Source organism: Rhodococcus sp. P4_F3_2, from assembly GCF_056401335.1.
Genome location: NZ_JBFUJN010000007.1, coordinates 79,369 through 100,386 on the forward strand (window position 1 = coordinate 79,369; position 21,018 = coordinate 100,386).

10 protein-coding genes are annotated in these 21,018 nt (G+C 62.1%); 2 read left to right on the forward strand and 8 right to left on the reverse strand.

Going from position 1 to position 21,018, the window contains the following annotated elements; genetic code table 11:
* Positions 1–4 precede the first annotated feature (4 nt).
* Entirely contained in the window at positions 5–439 is a 435-nt protein-coding gene (locus AC1DWA_RS09810) for an SRPBCC family protein (RefSeq protein ID WP_019746544.1), read from the reverse strand.
* 338 nt (positions 440–777) lie between these two features.
* On the opposite strand from AC1DWA_RS09810, the gene AC1DWA_RS09815 reads away from it, so the two are divergent.
* Complete coding sequence (locus AC1DWA_RS09815; protein WP_019746543.1) at positions 778–2,181, forward strand: FAD-binding oxidoreductase; 1,404 nt, start codon at positions 778–780, stop codon at positions 2,179–2,181.
* On the forward strand, positions 2,178–3,479 hold the full coding sequence (locus tag AC1DWA_RS09820) for a class I SAM-dependent methyltransferase (RefSeq protein ID WP_003943932.1): 1,302 nt from the start codon (positions 2,178–2,180) through the stop codon (positions 3,477–3,479). Before AC1DWA_RS09815 ends, AC1DWA_RS09820 begins: the two co-directional genes overlap by 4 nt.
* 36 nt (positions 3,480–3,515) lie before the next feature.
* On the opposite strand, the gene AC1DWA_RS09825 is transcribed toward AC1DWA_RS09820, so the two are convergent.
* The 7 genes from AC1DWA_RS09825 to AC1DWA_RS09855 form a co-directional block, all read right to left on the reverse strand.
* Positions 3,516–4,553: a hypothetical protein gene (locus AC1DWA_RS09825; protein ID WP_477846658.1), complete on the reverse strand. Its 1,038-nt coding sequence runs from the start codon at positions 4,551–4,553 to the stop codon at positions 3,516–3,518.
* A 140-nt stretch (positions 4,554–4,693) separates the two neighbouring features.
* On the reverse strand, positions 4,694–6,835 hold the full coding sequence (locus AC1DWA_RS09830; RefSeq protein ID WP_003943799.1) for a 3-hydroxyacyl-CoA dehydrogenase NAD-binding domain-containing protein: 2,142 nt from the start codon (positions 6,833–6,835) through the stop codon (positions 4,694–4,696).
* A 45-nt stretch (positions 6,836–6,880) separates the two neighbouring features.
* Positions 6,881–8,095, reverse strand: a complete 1,215-nt coding sequence (locus AC1DWA_RS09835; protein WP_003943886.1) for an acetyl-CoA C-acetyltransferase — start codon at positions 8,093–8,095, stop codon at positions 6,881–6,883.
* Positions 8,096–8,317: 222 nt separating this feature from the next.
* The gene (locus tag AC1DWA_RS09840; protein WP_477846659.1) at positions 8,318–10,165 is read right to left on the reverse strand and encodes a multicopper oxidase domain-containing protein; all 1,848 of its coding nucleotides are present in this window, start codon (positions 10,163–10,165) and stop codon (positions 8,318–8,320) included.
* Between the two features lie 88 nt (positions 10,166–10,253).
* Complete coding sequence (locus AC1DWA_RS09845) at positions 10,254–11,840, reverse strand: hypothetical protein (protein WP_021342624.1); 1,587 nt, start codon at positions 11,838–11,840, stop codon at positions 10,254–10,256.
* A complete protein-coding gene (locus tag AC1DWA_RS09850) occupies positions 11,837–17,956 on the reverse strand; it encodes an SDR family NAD(P)-dependent oxidoreductase (RefSeq protein ID WP_477846660.1) in 6,120 nt (2,039 codons plus the stop codon). Before AC1DWA_RS09850 ends, AC1DWA_RS09845 begins: the two co-directional genes overlap by 4 nt.
* A gap of 677 nt (positions 17,957–18,633) precedes the next feature.
* Complete coding sequence (locus AC1DWA_RS09855) at positions 18,634–20,880, reverse strand: DNA polymerase III subunit gamma and tau (protein ID WP_387403952.1); 2,247 nt, start codon at positions 20,878–20,880, stop codon at positions 18,634–18,636.
* Positions 20,881–21,018: the final 138 nt, after the last annotated feature.

The following is a 21,018-nucleotide window of genomic DNA, read 5'->3' on the forward strand; positions in this document are numbered from 1 at the left end:
TCAGTTAGACGAGTTCGCGCTTGAGGTTGTCCAGGACCTGGGCCTGGATGCGCTGCAGACCCTTCGGGGCGAACGTGCGCTCGAAGAATCCGCCGATACCGGTGGCACCCTGCCACTGGGTGAGCGTCGTCACCGTCGTTCCGGTGCCGTTGGGGGCAACGGTCCAGGTGGTGACGAGACTGGAGTTCGCGTCCTTCTCGGTGATGACGTTGCCGTCGACCGTAACGGTGGCCTTGACGTTGCGCGAGCGCTTTTCCGTCGCCTTCAGCGTCCACTGCGCGACGGTGCCGTCACCCTGGCCGCCTTCGACGACCTTGTAGTCGAGGTACTGCTCGGACAGGATCCGCGGGCGAACCGTCTCGTAGTCCGCGAGCGCCGCGAGCACCTTGTCGGGTGCTGCTGTGACGACTATCGAACTCATTGCATTGACCTGACCCATATGCCCTACGTCTCCTTGCTCGACCAACGCGGCTCGATACCGCGAATGACTACCCGAATCCGCACCTCGAACTGCGCAGATATTCCTTTCCATACTGCCTGCTGCGCCCGGGTATCTCGACCATCTACCCATTCCGTGTGAGCTGGTTCACCACTCGGAGCATTTACCGAGTTCGATTGCAACAACTCGATCAAATTCGGGCATTAATACCCCTCCGGATAGCTTGCACACGCAACTACCGATAGCGTCAGGGTGTGACTCTCTCGTTCAATGGGGTAGTTCAGAAGTTAGATCGAATCCGGACAAAGCAAGGCCCGGGTTCCGATGCTGCGCGTGAAATGGGGTTCGAGCAGCACAGAGAAGGCGTCGAACGCCTACTCGCGTCATACCGCGCCATTCCCGCCGATGCTTCTGTACGCCTGGCAAAGAAGACATCCAATCTGTTCCGCGCTCGCGCCAAGACGTCGGCCCCCGGCCTCGACGTCAGCGGTCTGGCAGGTGTCATCGCCGTCGATGCGCAGGCGCACACAGCCGACGTCGCCGGCATGTGCACCTACGAAGACCTCGTCGACGCGACGCTGCCCTACGGTCTGGCGCCACTGGTCGTACCTCAACTAAAGACCATCACCCTGGGCGGTGCGGTGACGGGCCTGGGCATCGAGTCCACCTCGTTCCGCAACGGCCTGCCACACGAGTCGGTGCTCGAAATCGACGTACTGACCGGGAGCGGCGAGATCATCACCGCAACGCCGGACGGCGAACACGCCGAACTGTTCTTCGGTTTCCCCAATTCCTACGGCACACTTGGCTATTCGACGCGATTGAAGATCGCACTCGAACCCGTCAAGAAGTACGTCGCCCTGCGACACGTGCGTTTCGATTCGTTGAAGAAGCTCGAAGAAACGATGGATCGCATCGTCACCGAGCGCGAGTACGACGGGATCGCCGTCGACTATCTCGACGGGGTGGTCTTCACCGATTCCGAGAGCTACCTCACACTCGGCGTACAAACCGACGAGGAAGGCCCGGTCAGCGATTACACCGACCAGGACATCTTCTACCGGTCGATCCAGCATCCGTCACTCACACAGCCCAAGACGGATCGCTTGACCATTCGGGACTACCTGTGGCGCTGGGACACCGACTGGTTCTGGTGCTCACGGGCTTTCGGTGCACAGAACCCGAAGATTCGACGCTTCTGGCCCAAGCAGTACCTGCGCAGCAGCTTCTACTGGAAGCTGATCGCCCTCGACCACAAGTACGACATCGGAGATCGCCTCGAAAAGCGCAAGGGCAAGCCCCCGCGCGAACGCGTCGTCCAGGACGTCGAGGTACCCATCGAACGAACCGCGGACTTCGTCTCTTGGTTCCTCGAGGAAATTCCGATCGAACCACTGTGGTTGTGCCCGTTGCGTCTTCGTGAGCCCAGCCCGGCCGCTGCCTCAGCTTCTCGGCCGTGGCCCCTCTACCCCCTCGAACCCAAGCGCACCTACGTCAACATCGGCTTCTGGTCTTCGGTGCCGATCGTTCCCGGCGAGCGCGAGGGGGCAGCAAATCGACTGATCGAAGAAAAGGTCAGCGATTTCGACGGACACAAATCGCTCTACTCCGACTCCTACTACTCGAAGGAAGACTTCGAGGAGCTGTACTACGGCGGCGACCGGTACATCGGACTCAAGGAACGCTACGACCCGAAATCCCGTTTATTGGATCTATTCTCTAAGGCGGTGCAACGTAAATGACCACGTTCAAAGACTCCAAAAGCCAGGACAAGCTCTCTATTGCCGAGATTCTCGAGACGCTTTCCGACGGCATGCTGCCGCTTCGATTCACCGCGTACGACGGCAGCACCGCCGGCCCCGAAGATGCCGACTACGGACTGCACCTCAAGTCGACTCGCGGAACCACTTATCTCGCAACGGCGCCCGGCGATCTCGGCATGGCCCGCGCGTACGTCTCCGGCGATCTCGAAGCCGAGGGTGTTCACCCCGGTGATCCGTACGAGATCCTGCGCATCATGGGTGACGAACTCCACCTCAAGCGCCCGTCGGCACTGACACTCGCCAGCATCACCCGTTCACTGGGCTGGGATCTGTTGCGGCCCATCGCCCCGCCGCCCCAGGAACACCTTCCTCGCTGGCGTCGCGTCGCAGAAGGACTGCGTCACTCCAAGACTCGTGACGCCGAAGTCATCCATCACCATTACGACGTCTCCAACACCTTCTACGAGTACGTCCTCGGCCCGTCCATGACGTACACCTGTGCCGCCTACGACAATGCGGAACAGACGCTCGAAGAAGCCCAGGAGAACAAGTACCGCCTGGTGTTCGAGAAGCTCGGACTCCAGAAGGGTGATCGACTTCTCGACATCGGTTGCGGCTGGGGCTCGATGGTTCGCTACGCGGCCCGACGCGGCGTCAAGGTGATCGGCGTGACTCTCTCACGCGAGCAAGCGGATTGGGCACAGAAGGCCATCGAGGACGAGGGCCTCGCCGATCTCGCCCAGGTCCGTTTCTCCGACTACCGCGACGTGGCCGAAACCGGATTCGACGCAGTGTCCTCCATCGGCCTGACCGAACACATCGGCGTCGGAAACTACCCGGCGTACTTCGAGTTCCTCAAGGGCAAGCTGCGTGAAGGTGGGCGTCTGCTCAACCACTGCATCACCCGTCCGGACAACCGAAGCAGTGCCAAGGCAGGCGGATTCATCGACCGGTACGTCTTCCCCGACGGGGAGCTCACCGGTTCGGGTCGCATCATCTCCGAGATCCAGAACGTCGGTCTCGAGGTGCGCCACGAGGAGAACCTGCGCGAGCACTACGCACTGACGCTCGCCGGATGGTGCCAGAACCTCGTCGACAACTGGGACGCCTGCGTCGCCGAGGTCGGCGAGGGAACCGCACGCGTCTGGGGCCTGTACATGGCCGGCTCACGACTCGGGTTCGAGCGCAACGTCGTTCAGCTGCACCAGGTTCTGGCCGTCAAGCTCGGCCCCAAGGGTGAGGCGCATGTGCCGCTTCGCCCGTGGTGGAAGGCCTAGGGGCAAAGCCCCTGTGCGCCTTTTTGGTAGTCGGCACTACCAAAAAGGCGCACAGGTGCCGCAGGCACCCGACTGCGTCCTCACCCAGCCTCCGCGCCGCAAGACCGTCTCCACTTCATGTGCAACCTGGCACGGAGTCTTCATCACCTCGTCGAATCCGTAGACCAACCGCGGACGACCTGCCAGTTCTGCCGCATTGTCACGGCGGCGATCACGAAATGCCACTTCTGCCATGGAATGCGCCCACCGACCGTCGAGACGCACGATCAGCGGCACACCCACTTCGCTGTAATCGCAGTCCTCGTACAGCGTGCGGCCGTCGACGCGGACCGGTGACTGGCGTCCGGCCGACGGCAACCCGTGCGCCTGCTCCACGTCGACCGCATAGTGGTATTCGAGCGTTGACTGCACCCCGTCTGCCAGGAGTCGTACCGCATCGGAAAGCGCACCCTTGAATCGATGTGGTGTTCGTTCGTCAATCCGACGGCGCACATCGTTCAACGGAATTCGCGCATTTGTCACTGTGGTGATGAGTGAAACGTAGGCGCTTCGCGCTGTGGATTCGGCGGTCGCAAGATCAATCGCGGTATCAGCCCGCGACGTTCGAGGTATGACTGACGGCACGCCGATGTATCGGTGAGCTCGGGATCGGTGGACGACGACCCCGGGGTGAACCACGCCGCCCACTCTGACAAGTGCACCCGACGTTCGCGCTGGAACTCGGCGGATTGTCGCGGACTGACAGCGAGCGGACTTGCCGTAGGGCACCGTGACATGGACTGGCTTGTCTGCGTCGATGCGACGCATTCCCCATTCCTCAGCTGCAGTGTCGTGGCTCAGAATCGCTTGCGGGCCACCGTAGAGCCAAGCGGCGTTCAGGATCATTTCTCTGGTGAGCGGGCCAGCGGTCACTGCATATACACCTTGTAGAACACGCTGCCATTCGCCGCGGTCCAGAAAGTTCCGCAGTATCCCTCGGTTGTATCCGAATGACGAGAGTTGCTGTTGCCGTACCAGACCGGATTGCGCATCGAGAATCCGGAGAAACTCGCTTCCACCATGAGACGTAGTCATGGCACCAAGCGTCAGGCCGAACTCCGACAGGACTGACGTGAAATTTGCTGTCGGAGTTCGTCTGTGGATAACTCACAAGCTGGGGATAAACCCCTGTGCGCCTTTTTGGTAGCCGTAACTACCAAAAAGGCGCACGGGGGCTATGCCCCTAGCGAAGCCGGCGGGGTGAACCGCGGGCCGTACTGCGCAGCGAGTTCCTTTGCGCGAGCAACGAAGCCGGCCGTGCCGCCCTCGTATCCGACGATGAACTGGTGAACGCCACCGGTCCAGGCCGGGAATCCGATGCCCATGATGGAGCCGATGTTGGCGTCCGCCGTGGTGATCAGGACGTTCTCGTCGAAGCACTTCTGCGTCTCGATCGCCTCGATGAACAGCATGCGGTCGATGAGGTCCTGGATCGGAGCATCGGAGGTTCCGGAGTTGAAGTTCTCGCGGAGTCCGGACCACAGGCCGGTGCGCTTGCCCTCGGCGTAATCGTAGAAGCCGGCTCCACCGAGCTTGCCCTTACGATCGAACTTCTCGACGAGGGTGTTGATGACCTCGCCGGCCGGATCTGCCGGCAGTTCCTTGCCCTCGGCCTTGGCGGCGTCGGCAGATTCCTTGCGGATCTTCTGCATGAGGGTGAGGTTGAGCTCATCCGAAAGCTGAAGCGGCGCAGCCGGGTAACCGGCCTGCATACCGGCCTGCTCGATGGTGGCAGGCTCGACGCCCTCGGCGAGCATGCCGATGGCCTCGTTGATGAAGGTTCCGATGACACGCGAGGTGAAGAAGCCACGCGAGTCGTTGACCACGATCGGCGTCTTGCGGATCGCCTGGACGTAGTCGAACACGCGAGCCAGAGTCTCGTCGGAGGTCTTCTCACCGCGGATGATCTCCACCAGCGGCATCTTGTCGACGGGCGAGAAGAAGTGGATGCCGATGAAGTCTTCCTGACGCTTCACGCCGGTGGCGAGACCCGTGATGGGCAGCGTCGAGGTGTTCGAGCCCAGCAGCGCCTTGGGATCGACGATGTCCTCGATCTCCTGGAACACCTTGTGCTTGAGTTCCTGACTCTCGAAGACCGCTTCGATGACGAAGTCGACGCCGGCGAAATCTGCCGGGTCAGCCGTCGGGGTGATCTTGGCGAGGAGTGCGTCGGACTTCTCCTGCGTGGTCTTGCCGCGCGAGAGTGCCTTGGCCTCAATGCCTTCGGCGTACGCCTTGCCCTTGTTGGCAGCCTCGATGCTGACGTCCTTGAGGACGACGTCGAAGCCGGCCTTCGCGGAGACGTACGCGATGCCCGCGCCCATCATGCCCGCGCCGAGGACGCCGACCTTCTTGATGGTGGACTTCTCGATGCCTGCCGGACGTGAACCGCCGCCGTTGATCGACTGCAGGTCGAAGAAGAACGCCTGAATCATGTTCTTCGCGACGCGGCCGGTCACCAGCGAGGTGAAGTAGCGAGCCTCGATGAGGAGCGCGTTGTCGATGTCGACCTGCGAGCCTTCGACGGCTGCGGCCATGATGGCGCGCGGAGCCGGCATCGGAGCACCCTTGAGCTGCTTACGCAGGTTCGCGGGGAACGCCGGAAGGTTGGCAGCGAATGCCGGGGTGGACGGGGTTCCGCCAGGGATCTTGTAGCCCTTGACATCCCACGGCTGAACGCCGCCTTCGGGGTTGGCCTTGATCCATGCCTTCGCAGCCGGAACCAGTTCTTCTACCGAGCCGACGACCTCGTCGATGAGGCCGACTTCCTTGGCCTGAACGGGTCCACGCTGCTGCCCCTGGAGCAGGACGCCCATGAGCGCGTTCTGCAGACCGAGCATCCGCACGGTGCGCACGACGCCGCCGCCGCCGGGCAGCAGGCCGAGGGTGACCTCGGGCAGGCCGATCTTGACGCCCTTGACGTCTGCCGCGATGCGGTGGTGGGTCGCGAGAGCGATCTCGAGGCCGCCGCCGAGGGCCGCGCCGTTGATGGCGGCGACTACCGGCTTGCCGAGAGTTTCGAGGCGACGCAGGTCTGCCTTGATCTCGACGCTGTGGTTGTAGATCTCCTCGGCCTGCTCGGGGCCGACCTTGATCATGTTCTTGAGGTCGCCACCGGCGAAGAAGGTCTTCTTGCCTGAGGTGATGACGGCACCGGTGATGGAGTCCTTCTCGGCGACCAGACGGTCGACGGTGGCCTTCATCGACGCGATGTACGCGTCGTTCATGGTGTTTGCGCCCTGGTTGGGATCGTTGATGGTGAGCACGACGATGCCGTCGGCGTCCTGGTCCCAGTTGATGATGTTCTGATCAGTCACTTTGCTTGACTCCTGGTAAGCCTCGTTGGAAGGACGGACGCCGCGTCAGACGCGCTCGATGATGGTGGCAACGCCCATACCGCCGCCGATGCACAGGGTGATGAGGGCGCGCTTGCCGCCACGACGCTCGAGCTCGTCGACCATCGTTCCGGTGATCATCGCGCCGGTTGCACCGAGCGGGTGACCCATGGCGATCGCGCCACCGTTGACGTTGAGCTTCTCGTCCGGGATGTTCAGGTCCTTCTGGAACTTCAGGACGACGGAAGCGAATGCCTCGTTGATCTCGAAGAGGTCGATGTCGTCGACCGTCAGGCCGGCAGCTGCCAGAACCTTCTTCGACGCCGGCGTCGGGCCGGTGAGCATGATGGTGGAGTCGGCGCCGCTGGTGGCGGTGGCGACGACGCGAGCGCGCGGCGTCAGACCCATGTCCTTGCCGGCCTGCTCGCTACCGACGAGCACGAGTGCAGCGCCGTCGACGATTCCCGAGCTGTTGCCGCCGTGGTGAACGTGGTTGATCTTCTCGACCCAGTGGTACTTCTGCAGCGATACGGCGTCGAATCCGCCGATTTCACCGATCACACCGAACGCGGAAGCCAGGCCGGCAAGGTTCTCGGCCGTGGTGCCCGGACGCATGTGCTCGTCGTTGTCGAGGATGGTGATGCCGTTGATGTCCTTGACCGGCACTACCGACTTGGCGAAGTATCCGCCGGTCCACGCCTTGGCGGCGAGGTCCTGCGAGCGCACGGCGTATGCATCGACGTCGTCACGCGAGAAGCCCTCGATGGTGGCGATGAGGTCTGCGCCGACGCCCTGCGGCACGAAGTAGTTGTCGTAGTTGGTGGCGGGGTCGAGCGCCCACGGTCCACCGTCGGATCCCATCGGAACGCGGGACATCGACTCGACGCCACCGGCGATCACCAGTTCGTCCCAGCCGGACCGAACCTTCTGAGCTGCCATGTTCACGGCTTCGAGACCGGAAGCGCAGAAACGGTTGAGCTGAACGCCGCCGACGGTGTCCGGCAGTCCCGCATCGTTGACTGCAACGCGGGCGATGTCCATTCCCTGATCGCCAACGGGGGTGACGACGCCCAGGATGAGGTCGGAAATCCGATCCTCGTCGAGGTCGGGAAAGCGCACGCGCAGTTCCTGGATCAGACCCGTGACCAGCGAGATCGGCTTGACCGAGTGCAACGACCCGGTCTTCTTGCCGCGGCCTCGCGGGGTACGGATGGCTTCATAAATGAATGCCTCTGTGGTCACTGTGAGGTGTTCCTTCCGTGTAATTCGTCGAACCGGTCTGCAGATCGTCCGCGCCGCCTTCGGTGGTGGCGCATGGCCGAGGTACAGACCTCAGCCCTTTCACTGTAGAACGTGTTCCAAATTCATGGGAAGGACCGAAGCGATCCTGCTAGGTGACCGAGGTGATCCGACGCGCGAACGCCTGCCCGCTTCGGTTCATTTCGAGAGCGCCCCCGGAAGCACTCACGGCACGATGCGATACGGCAACATCATGTCGTGATCTTCGTGATCGAGTAGATGGCAATGCCACACGTATCCCTGGAGCCGACCGGTGTTACTCGCGTCGTGGTTGCTCATGCCGTGATGCCCGTTTCCCTGATGCGCCTGATCACCGCCCGTCATCCCACCGCCCGTCATCACAGCGCTCGGAAGACGATCGAACATCGCGTCGGGATCGAAACCCAGCTCATCCTCGGTGGGGAATCGCACGATGATCCGGGTGACAGTGCCGCCGTCCACCCTGACGGTGTCCTTCATCCCCGCTTCCCACGGCGCCGGCGCGATCATCGGCCCCGCCTCGAACCCGTCGGGCGACGGAGTCCACTTGTTGCCGATCACCGGCTGCGGATGGCGGATCAAGTACTCCAGCGTCCGCATCGGTGTCCTGCCGAGAATCCGGAAATTCACCAGGTGCAGGTGTATCGGATGCGGGTCCGGCGTGGTGTTGACGATGTTCCACTGCTCGACGGTGCCTTGCCGCGGCCTCTCGACGTCCGTGGTGCTGAACGTCAGGTTGTTCAGCGTCATCTGAGCCGGTGGATTCCGCAGTTCCAGTTGCTGGCTCACTGTCACCGTGCGAATTACCGTCGGCTGCTCCAACGGGGCGAGAACGTCACGTTGTCGGCGCCCACCGCGCAGTTGCGACGGAACACCACCGGTGAATCCGCGCCTGGAGTCGCCGCGGAACCGGCAGAACAGCGGCATAGTCACTTCACCGATGACAGCAGCGGGCAGCGGGGGCGCCTCGTCGTTGCGGAGCTCCACCGTCGAACCCTCCGACAGTCCGGTGAAATCGACGAGGAGGTCGTACCGCTCCCCCGGTGCGCAGCGGAAGGCATTGACCGCGACGGGTGCGTCGAGCATTCCGGCGTCGTTGCCGATGACCCAGAACGTCATCATGTTCGAGAAGTGAAGATTCCACACACTTGCCGACGACGCATTGACGATGCGGAAGCGGTAAAGGCCCCGAGCCACAGACAGTTCCGGCCACACCTTGCCGTTGACCAAGCCAACGTCGCCCACCGCGCCGCCTTCCCACGATCCTTCCGGGATCAAGATGGTGGATCGGCCGTTCTGGGCGCCTGTCGGCGTGAAGATCTTCTCCTGCAGGATCAACGGGATCTCGAATTCCTCGGCCGGCAACCCCAACGGATTTCCCAGTTTGCCGGTGTCGAATTCATCCCTGATCAGATAGTTGCCGATCAGACCGGCGTAGACGTTGAGCCGGGTGATGCCCATCGCGTGATCGTGATACCAGAGGTGGGCGGCTTCCTGACCGTGCGAAAAGTGATGCATCGCAGCCTGTCCCGGCATCACCAGCAGTTCCGGGTGGCCGTCGCTCTCAGGTGAAGTGACTCCACCGTGCAAGTGCAACGACGTCGGCGGTTTCGCACGAAAGTCGGCCTGCATTCCGTGCAGCGTCATATCCATGTCCGCTGACAACGGATGTCCGGTCAGATCGTTCTCGAACGTCAACATGATCGGCTCGCCGGAATGCGCCTCGACGGTCGGGCCCAGATAACCGCCACCGATCTCTCCGCTGCGGTACGACAGTGCCGGGGACGATGGAAAATCCCGATGAAAGGCATGTTGCCCCACTTGCGCTGTCAGCGTGATCTCGTTTCCGGAAAGCGTCGACAACGAGGGTAGTTCGTCACAAAACGGCTCGAACTCCGGCGAATGAAAAATCAACGGCGACTCGATGTCCGCGCTCCCGGTTGGAACAGCACTTGCCTTTGCACCCAATGCAACCGCCACCGTGCCGACTGCCGACCCCTTCAGAACCGACCTTCTCGAAACCCCGATACCCATACATACCCCTCCCCATCGAAACGGGTTGCGTTCTCCGGCAAGGAAAACGCAACCCGTCTCTCCACTTCGATCTCGGAAAATCCCCCGTCTACTTTCCGTCGATCGCCTCCAGCACCGAATCGATCAGTGACTGCGGAAGTTTCGACGGCGGAGAGATTTCCAGTTCTCCCGGAGCGCCCGGCATCGTCCAGACAGTTCTGTGCCGAGCGATCGCGAGCTTCTCCCGTGATCCGTCCTGATTGACCTTGAAGTACTCGAACTCGAGGTCGATCCCCCTCTCGTAGAGGGCAGTCAAGGACATCGTGACCAGGACGTCGTCGAACGGCATGACCTCGCGCAGATGCTCAACTCTGGTGTGCACACAACGCAGTTCCCCGAGAGCGCCTCTGGCCGCCATGGCCTCACGCTGAGAACGGGCGAGGAACTTGTCCCGAACCCTCGACTGCCAGATGTAATAGTTACCGAAGTAGATGTTGCCCACGACGTTTCCGTCCTGCATCGTCGTCGAGAACACCTCGGATTCGAGCAGGTACGGATTGCGCGGCACCATCGGAGCCGAGCGGATCAAGGAACCACGATCGACGTCCTTCGGTTGTGTGGGGACAGCGACGTTCTTCGCCCCCGTCGGAATCGTCATCGGCTCGATGAAATCGTGGAAGTACTGCGGCATCGGCCGTGCCGCCACCACACCGTGGGAGAGGATTTCCACCCACGTCGTCTGCATCGCACTCCACCCGATGTGAGTGCGCGTCTCGCCGTCGACCCGGCACCATTCGACATGCAGATTGGTGGTTGCCCGATCCGGACCGGTGAGCTCGGTGATCCAGATCGTCCCCTCGACAATGTCGTCGGTGTACAGGTTCGCATCGATGAACACCTCGGAGTTGTTGGTCACCATGCCCCAACGGCCCGTCGCCATGTCCTCCACGATCTGCTTCGAGATCGGTCCGGTTCCCCTCTCTCGCAAAGCGCCCAACCACAGCGCGAAGCTCGCGAACCCCACTGATCCACCGACGTTGCACGCGTCCCGGAACCCGACGGGGAACCGGATCGACACCGCCGGATAGCCGCTCCGGGCCACCACATGCACGTCGGAGCCGTAGGCCATCGGATCGAACTGCGCGAGAGACTTCGCCGACAACGGGCCGGAGTCGAACTGTGGTGCCGGGCCCTGCGCCGGTTCTTCCGCATCCGCCTCGTCCGAAACACGCTCTTCGGCATCCGCCTCATCGGTCACAAAAGCGAGAATCCGCTCCTCGTTGTCCGTCAACAGAGCCGGAAAAGTCAGAACCACCACGCTTCCCTCGACGCCGCCGCGGAAGGTCACTGCGTCGTCCTCCCTGGCGCCCATCGCCAGAGAAACCGACATCTGCCCTGTGGCCTTTCGGATCGCCTCGGCCGCCGCCCACAGCCTGGTTCCCGCACGATCGAGTGATTCGCCGCCTGCGATCAACTCGTCGAGCAGCGGAATCCGCGCCGAACCCAGAAGCGCCTTCCACTGCACGACGGTTCGGGAGCGAATCGGTTCGATGTCACACCCCTGAGGCCAGTCGCCGGCCGAACTGAGTGACTTGCTGCCGTCGTGCGAGAGCGAGACATCCACAGAGGGCGGAATATCACCGACAACGACGGGCTTTCCGGTTTCCTGCCATTCGATGGCAAAGGCATTACTCATTTGATCACCACATCCTCATCGAGATGAATGTTCACGGCCGCCTCGGCGATCGGTTTCTCCTGCTCGTGGCGTTCCGACTTGGTCAACTCGTGAATCCCCGGGGTGTGCGCGACCACAACCCGCGGGCTCTTCACTCCCAACGCCCGGCTGTGTTGCGCGAGCTTGTCGAGAATGATCTGTGCGTCGCGCGCAGTCGGATCCGCGATTTCCTCAGCCGTAGGACGGCTTTCGTCGTGGGAGAGAATCTGGGAGCGATATCCCTCGAGCTGCATCACCACTCGTCCGTCCTTCACCACCGCCACGTCGGCTTGCATGTGGGTCTCTGTCTGCACCTTGTCGTAGGCGTACGCGGTGAACGAACGAGCCTCGAATCGTCCGTCGTACATGTCGATTCGCGCAATGTTGACCGGAAGGCAGATCTCCCGCGGAACCATGATCTGGCCCGATTGGAGCAGGGAATCGAGGAAATACGGATCACCGAGGAGGTGCTGCTTACGGTCGGCTCGCGAAATAGCACTGAAGAGAATGTGCTCGGAATCGAGGCTCGAGATCTCTTCGAGTCGGCGGAAATCGCCCTCCTGGAACAGCAACCACGAGTAGAGGTCGTCCAACGGATCGATGTCGAGCACCGGTCGCGGCAACTCCTTCTCGAACTCCGGCAGTGATTCGTCCAGCCCGAAGATGAAGTCGGCCGAGAAATGGGGCCGCCCGTACCCGGTCCGTTCGGTGCCGATCGTGACATGCACCCGCGTTCCTGCGGCATCACGATCCTGCTCCACGACGCTTGCCTTGATCTCGACTCTGGTGCCCTCGACCGTGTCGACGACGATCGGTCGATCCAGTTTGATGTCGTCGATGCGGACGCGACCCAGGGTCACGCGTCCCGTGACATACGCCGCCGCCTGCGACATCGCCTCGAGTCCGAACACCGTCGGAAGCAGCGCCGATCCCTTCCAGACATGATCGAGGACAAAGGGATCCGCCGAGGTGGACAACGTCGTCCGGGTCACCAGTTCTACTTGAGGCTCGAATGTCACCACTTGGTCGATGTAGCGCGACACCGCCGGCAGAGCCGGTGCTGCAGGCGCCCAGGTGTCGAGACCGCCGAGTCGACTGGTCACGACGATACGACTCGCCTCGGGTCCGCTGTCGACCAGGCGAAGGAAATGATCCACTCCCGCAGCCGTCGAAATCGGCATGACACCCATCTTCGCGAGGTGGTTGACACTGCCCATGCGGGCGCCCATTCCGGTCTCTCCCCACACGCTGTACGCGAGCGAGAACGTCCGAGTCTTCGGGTGCCCGGCGGCATACCGCACCACCATTTCGTCGAGAAGCTCGTTTCCGTATGCATACCAGCTGTTTCCGGGCATACCTGTGAATCCGATGATGGAAGAGAAGCCCACGAACAGCTTCAAGTCACGATCAGCGAGCGCTTCGACGAAGTTGGCTGCGCCCAGGACCTTAGGTGCAACCTCCTTGAAAGCCGCAGCGCTGTCGACTCTCTCGAACCGCCGCGGAACATTTGCCCCCGCACCGTGGACAAACCCGGTGATCGGCCCCACCTCGACCTCGATCTGGGCGACGACGCCGGCCACCGCCGCGGCATCCGTGACGTTGCAGCGATAGTAGTGAGCGCTCAAACCGGCAGACGTGAAGTCCGCAAGAGTGGAGGCGATTTCGTCGCCCGCTTGTCGCTGAGAGCTTCCGATCAGCACCAGTTCGGCGCCGGTCTTTCGACCGAGGGCCAGAGCACATTGGGCCATGATGCCTTTCGCGCCACCGGTCACGACCACGACATCCGAACTTCCCAATCCGCTTTCGCGGACGGTGTAGTCGTTGGAGGCGAGAACCCGCGGTTGCAGTGCCGTGCGTCCCATCTCGGCGTCGTAAGTCGCGAACACATAGGGTGCAACCGAATCCAACTCGGAGACGACAGTGGCTGCTACCTCCGCGTCCGCAGTCGAGCCGTCGAATCCTATGACGCGCACATCCAGTTCGGGACGCTCGTGATGCACCGAAGCGGTGAAAGCCGCCACACTCGGCACCGGCGCTGGATTGCTCAACTCGACATCGGTGAACTGAACCACTGCCAATGTGGTTCGCGCGCCTCCACTTTGCTGCGCCGGAACTATCTTGTACATGTGTTCGATCCCACGGCGCAAGCCGCTTTCGGTGACGGAATCATCGGTCACGCGCGGCATTACGGCAACCACGTGGTGTGCATTCGCAGTAGTGCTGTCGGAGAATGTGCGAATGTCGACCTGAGCGCCACGACCTCGAAGTTCGGATTCCAACCTTCCGACCAAACCGGCGTCGTCACCGATGACGACAAACGTCGTGTCCGTGAGGTCTCGGACTCCGTGCAACGCTGTCTCGCTCCGAACCTTTTCCAGGGTGTAATCGCGAACCCAGGTGAAGCTGTCGGCTGATATACCCTTTGCCTTCGCCGGCAGCGCCCGCGCAGCCGGCTGCTGCTGCCCCGACTTCTCCTTCGCGGACCGATCGAGCACTTCGATCAGTTCACCCAGGCTGACGTTGACGAGTTCGGCCGGATCCAGGTCACCCTGAACACCCAATCGTGTTGCCACCGTCGCGATTGCATCGGCGGCCTTGATCGAGTCCATGTTCAGGTCGTCCAGAAGGTGGAGATCGACGTCGAGAGACTCCACCGGAAATCCGGTGTCCTCCGCGATTACCTCGAGCAGTATTCGCGACACGTCCGACTGCGCCGAACTCGCTGCTGGAACGGCAGAACCGGGATGCGGTGATGCCGCAAGGATCAGCGATGCTGCTTCTCCGATGGTGGCGTTGGCCAACTCGGCAGGGTCGAGGTCGACAACCTCGAACTGATGTGCAACCTTCGAAATAGCCTCTGCCGCACTGATCGAGTCGAGATTCAGATCATCGAGCAGACGCAGATCCGTCGTGATCGACTCGGCGGGGAATCCCGTCGTATCGGCGAGGATCCTGATCAGCTCACTTTCCACGGACCCAGCGCCCGCGACAGCCGGCTCTTCGACTACCGGAGCCGAAACCGGCGAAGGAGCTTTCGCTGCTACAGATTCGTGGCCGTTGGTGACTGCCCGCGAAGTCGGAGCAGATGGAACAGATGGAGAAGATGGAGAAGTCGCTCCACTGCCTACATCCGCGCGAATGACGTCGACGAGGAAGGTCCCGCGTCGGCTCAGGTAATCGGCCAGCGCCGCAGCCGGATCCCCGCCGGACGTACCAAGTGCGAGCGGTTCGGGAGCAGAGGTAACCGTCAGCTTCGCCTCGGCCAGGTTCTCGATGAATACCTTCTGATCGGCAGGAACGAATTCGCGCACGAACCGGCCGTCGAAAAGTTCGTTCCAGCGGACCTGAGCGCCGTGTACGTACATCGCGGCCAGTGCGACGTTGAAGTCCTCGTCGCGTCCGGACTTGGACGCAACGGGGAAGCAGCGCACGCCGTCGGTCCCATTGATCGCCTTGGTGAGCCCGGTCAGCACACGGCCGGGTCCGACCTCGACGAGCAGGTCCACTTCCTGCGAGATCCCACTTACCGTCTTGACCCAGTCAACCGGTGAGACAACCTGTTTGGTGACCAATTCGCGAAGTGCCAGTGGCGTCTGTACGCGTTCCCCTTCGACACAGGAATACACGGGGCAAGTCAACGAATCGACTTGCTCCTCAACGGGCGCAGTGGACTTCAGCTCCCGTTCGGCCTCGTTCATCATCTCGGAGTGGAAAGCATTCGACACGGCAAGCGCCTGAGCCGACACTCCGCGCGTCTTCGCGATGGCAACCACATCGTCGACCGCGTCTTTGGTACCCGAAACCACACTCTGCGTGGGCGTATTCAGATTCGCGACGGTCGCGTAACCCTTTGCCTCCGCGATGATCGCCTCAGCCGTCGATCGGTCGCAGGTCAGGCTCGCCATTGCGCCGTTTCCACCACCACTGACAGCCATGGCCGCGCCCTTCGCCGCAGCCAAGGTGATCAGCGTCTTCTGGTCGTAAGCTCCGGCCGCGTAGAGCGCAGTCAACTCCCCGAGACTGTGGCCGGCGACAGCACTGGGTGTGACACCCAATCGGCGGAGGTACTCGAACCAGAGCAGCGACGCCAAGGCGACGGCGGGCTGGGTGAACTGTGTCTGGGCGAGGTCCCGCTTCCACTTCGCCAATTCCGCAGCGTCAGCGCTCTTGACCGGGTTCCGCAGAATCCGCGGCGTGATCGCCTCCGCTCCAACTCCCTCCAACCAGCCGTCCGCCTTGGTCGCCAGTTCGCGCGCCCACTCGAAGCGCTCGATCAGCACGCGAGCCATCTCGAGTTGTTGGGATCCCTGTCCAGGGAACAGGAATCCGATGTCGTGGCGGACGCTGTTCGAAATCGAGATCTCGTTGCTCACCACCTTGACCTGGCCGGAAGCTGGAGCGGAGTTCTCGCAGATCACGGCAAGCTGACGCATGCGTTCGGCCAACTGCGCGGGACGTCCGGCCACCACTGCGGCACGGAAGGGCGCGGTCGGCGAGATCACTCGCGAGAGTTTCGCCGAAAAGTCCAGCAGCTCCGCAACACTCAACGGAACCGCCAGATCTGCAACATCCCGCGCTCGGGTCGCCAAGTCCACCGCGGAATCTGCAGAGAGTACAAATACCTCGGTGTCCTGATACGACGCCATCATCGTGCGGACGTCTTGCGAGGGTGTCAGCTTGCTGGACGGTGCATCAGCCGATTCGATCGCGACGTGGCAGTTGATACCGCCGAAACCCATGGCTTGCGCACCGGCACGCATCTTCTCCGACGGATCTCTGATCTCGCCGTTGACAAGCGGAAAGAGTGCCGGTGCTTCGGTTCCGAACGCCGGGTTCGGGTCGGTGCAACCGGCGAGCGGCGGAAGGATTCGTTGATTGACGGCCATGGTCGCCTTGATCAGCGCAAGGATGCCCGACGCCGCCTTCGTGTGCCCGATCAGCGACTTCAGTGAGGTCATGCCGATGCTACGAGCCTCGACTGGTCCGTCCGTCTGCGCGGCCTGCTGGACGCCGGCCAATTCGACAGGGTCCCCGACGGGAGTACCAGTTCCGTGTCCTTCGACAAAGGCAACCTCGCTGGCCGCGAATCCCGCTCCCGAGTATGCGCGACGGATCATTTCGGCCTGAGTTTCGTCGCGGGGCTTGGTAATTCCACCCTTGCCATCGGTAGAGATGCCCCAGCCGCGAATCGTCGCGTACACGTAGTCGCCGTCCGCCCTGGCGTCCTCGAGTCGTTTCAAGGCCACGAATCCGCAACCTTCACCCGGGATGAATCCGCTTCGGCTTGCGTCGTACACGTTCATGTCGCCGCGTGTCAGTGCACCCAAACGGGCGAATCCCACCAGTTCCAAAGGATCCAGGCTGACGTCGACTCCACCTGCCAATACGAAGTCGGCCGCGCCGGACGCCAGCTTTTCGGCTGCAGTCGCCACCGCGAGCATTCCGGACGCGCACGCACCGTCCACGACGTACCCGCCGCCGTTGAAGTCGAGGTAATTGCAGATACGGCCGGCGATCGTATTCGACAACATGCCGGCCAGAGTGTCTTCACTCGGCTCCACCAACGGGCCTTTGTAGACCTCTTCCATCGTCTCGGCGAGAGCATCGGCGACGGAACTGTCCAACTGGCGCGCTTCGGCTGCCACAGCGAGTGCGCGCTTGACGTAAGGCCAACGCAAACGCATCGACCACATCCGGGATTCTTCACCGGTGAGGGAGTTGCCGACGATTGCCGCGCTGCGTCCAGTTGGCACCGATCCTCGGCTGTAGCCCGCGTCCGTCAAAGCCCCGAGTGCTGTTTCCAGCGCCAACCAGTGTGTGAGATCTGTCGACTTGAAGGTTCGCTCCGGTATCCGGCGACCGACCCAGTCGAATTCGAAACCGTCCATGAACGCGCCGCGGTCGGCGTATGTCTTGTCGACGTCGTCAGGGCTCGCGCTCCAGTAGTCGTCGAGCGACATCCGCGACTCGGGAAACTTTCGGAATTGCATCCGTCGCGCGAGGACGTTCTCCCAAAATCCTTGCAGATCATGGGCACCGGGAGACCACATGCTCATCCCGACTATCGCGATCGCGGGATTAGTTGAATCTTCAGTCATCTTACACTTCCTATTTTCGCGCGCATCCACGGGAGACTCAATCGACCGAAGACTAACCACGCGTTCAGCCGTGTGTAAAACGCAGATTCACCTCAAGGCATAAACAAATAACAAAGGTCGTTCAGCTCCGTGAACATGTATCAGCAATTTGACAGCAATCGAGAGTTAGCTGTAACTCGGAGTTACTTATTTGCTTCGTCGCCGGTCAAGCAGTGGTTTGAACATCCGTACCGGACACGGGTTTCACGGCCACCGTTTTCTCGAGATCGGCAAATGCTCAGTTGAGTGCGCACCGAAATGCCGCAATGCCGAATATGTGGCCAATTCGCCGAATGTCCCAAATTGGTCGATCACCGCAAAACAAACATCCGACAACTATCAATCTGAACATTCGTGACACACCGAGAATTAGCAACAGCACGCGAATGTCGATCAGACAACGAGAAATTCCAGATATTCTTCGGCGACCATCGTCCGAATCGATGTTTCGTTACACCGGAATTGAGCGAACGAATGTGCCAGCAAACCGGCCACACACAATTCAGCTTTGCCGGGCCGAGTCGGTGCCCTTTCGACACGTGCGCACACAAAAGGAACGGCACTTATAACAATTCGATCACACAGTGGTGCCGCGGCATTCCGACAGCCGTTTCACGCGCACGGACCGAGTCGGCAACTCAGCTTTCGAGGCGGCGTGCCCCGAGGACGTCCTTGAGGAGTTCCTTTGCAACGTCCTCGGGATCACGTCTGGCAGTCGGATCAGCGGGCTCAGCCGCCTCCGCGAACATCTCGTCCTCGTCCTCCGGCGTTGCAGGCGGAGGAGTTGCCTCGTAGTCGACCTCAGGAGCAGGGGCCGGTCCAGGGTCTTCCGGATAGTCGGGGGCCTCAGGCGGCGGAATGTCGTCCGAATCTCCGCGCTGGGGCTGCGGGGCCTTGGGCTGCTGCGCTGCACGCTCCTGACTGGGGCGCGAGAAGCGGGGCGCAGCGGCCGGGCGGCTCGCAGCTTCTGTCGCCTTGGGTGCGCTCGATGCTGCCGGCGCTGTGGGCGCACCTTCTTGGTACTCGACTTGCCAAGTGCCACCGAACATCTCGGCAAGGACCTCGCAGATGACCGCCGCGTTGTGCGGTTGCGTCACACGAGCACCCAGGACCGGCGAGCCGTGAGCGATGACCACAACATGTCCACGCACGTCGTGAACCGTCGCAGCGGACAGCATGGCCGGAAGAACCTTGTTTCGTTCACCGACCTTGTTGCGCAAGGTGTTCCACGATTCACGGAGGGTCTCGACTGTGGGGCCCGCCGAGACCGGCGCAGCTTCTGCAGCCGCCGGCTCCTCGTACTCGGGCTCGGGCTCGTAGTCGGGTTCCGGCTCGGCAAGCCCGATCAGCTCTTCCGCTTCGACCGGAGCAGGAGCCGGTGGTTCAACCACAGGAGCTTCAACTATTGGAGCTTCGGCAACCGGAGCTTCAACCACTGGTGCTTCAACCACCGGAGCTTCAACCACTGGAGCTTCCGCAACCGGCGATTCCACGATCTCGACGGTGGGAGGCTCGACCACGGGAGCTGCCGCTGCCGGAGGTTCGACGACAGGAGCCTCGACGACCGGCGGCGCCGCCGGAGCCGGGGCGGCTGTTTCCGGCCGTGCCTCAGGCTCGGCCTTGCGTTGGGAGGGCCGTTGGAACTTGGAAGCAATCTCCGGTTCGAGCGGCGGCACAGTCGGTGCCGGCGTTGCTGCCGCGCGAGGGGCAGCGGCAGCCGCGACTCCGGCAGCCGGAATACCTTGTTCCAGGCGCTCGAGCCGCTGCAACACAGCCGACTCGGTGTCGGAGGCCGAAGGAAGCAGCATTCTCGCGCACATCACTTCGAGCAGCAGCCGCGGCGCCGTCGCCCCACGCATTTCACTGAGACCAGCGTGGACGGTTTCGGCGAAACGGGTGAGCGTGGCCGGGCCGACTCGCTGAATCTGTTCACGCATCGTGACCAGCTCGGCCTCCGGCGCATCGACCAACCCTCGTTCGCTGGCATCGGAGACTGCCTGCATCAAAATGAGATCGCGTAGACGTTCGAGGAGATCGAGCGCGAATCGGCGTGGATCGTGACCGGCGTCCATCACCCGATCGACAGTGCCGAACAAGGCGGCTCCGTCACTGGCAGACAGGGCGTCTACTGCTTCGTCGATGAGCGCGACGTCGGTGACTCCGAGAAGAGAGAGCGCCCGCGGATACGTGACACCTTCTTCGCCGGCTCCCGCGAGCAACTGATCGAGGACACTCAACGAGTCGCGAGGCGAACCACCGCCAGCCTTGATGACCAGGGGATAAACAGCAGGCTCGACCGGTACGCCTTCCTGGGCGCAGATCTTTTCCAAGAGTCCGCGCATGGTCGACGGCGCCAACAGGCGGAACGGGTAGTGGTGTGTACGCGAACGGATGGTCGGGAGAACCTTTTCCGGTTCCGTCGTCGCAAAGATGAAGATGAGGTGCTCCGGCGGCTCTTCGACGATCTTGAGCAGCGCGTTGAAGCCCGCCGCCGTCACCATGTGTGCCTCGTCGATGATGAAGACGCGGTAGCGAGAAGCGGCGGGGGCGTGGAACGCCTTGTCTCGGAGTTCTCGGGTGTCGTCGACGCCACCGTGACTTGCGGCGTCGAGTTCCGTCACGTCCAGGTTGCCTGTGCCGCCCGGGCCAAGCGAAACGCACGAGTCGCATACATCGCACGGCGTCGACGTCGGTCCCTGCTCACAGTTCAGCGAACGCGCCAGGATTCGCGCCGACGACGTCTTTCCACAGCCACGCGGGCCGGAAAACAGATAGGCATGGTTGATGCGTCCGGTGTCGAGGGCCGTGCTGAGCGGTGCGGTGACATGCTCCTGCCCCACCACCTCGGCGAAGGACGCGGGTCGATACTTCCGGTACAGGGCCACGCGCAAAGACTACCGGCGACCCACGACAGGTGATCCGGTGCGGGTGCAACGCCGACTTCTCCCGAAACATGTTCGCAACACAATCGCAGTGCGGAGGAAACCGCACGCACCCATCGTGGGTTCCGTGCACGCGGGCTG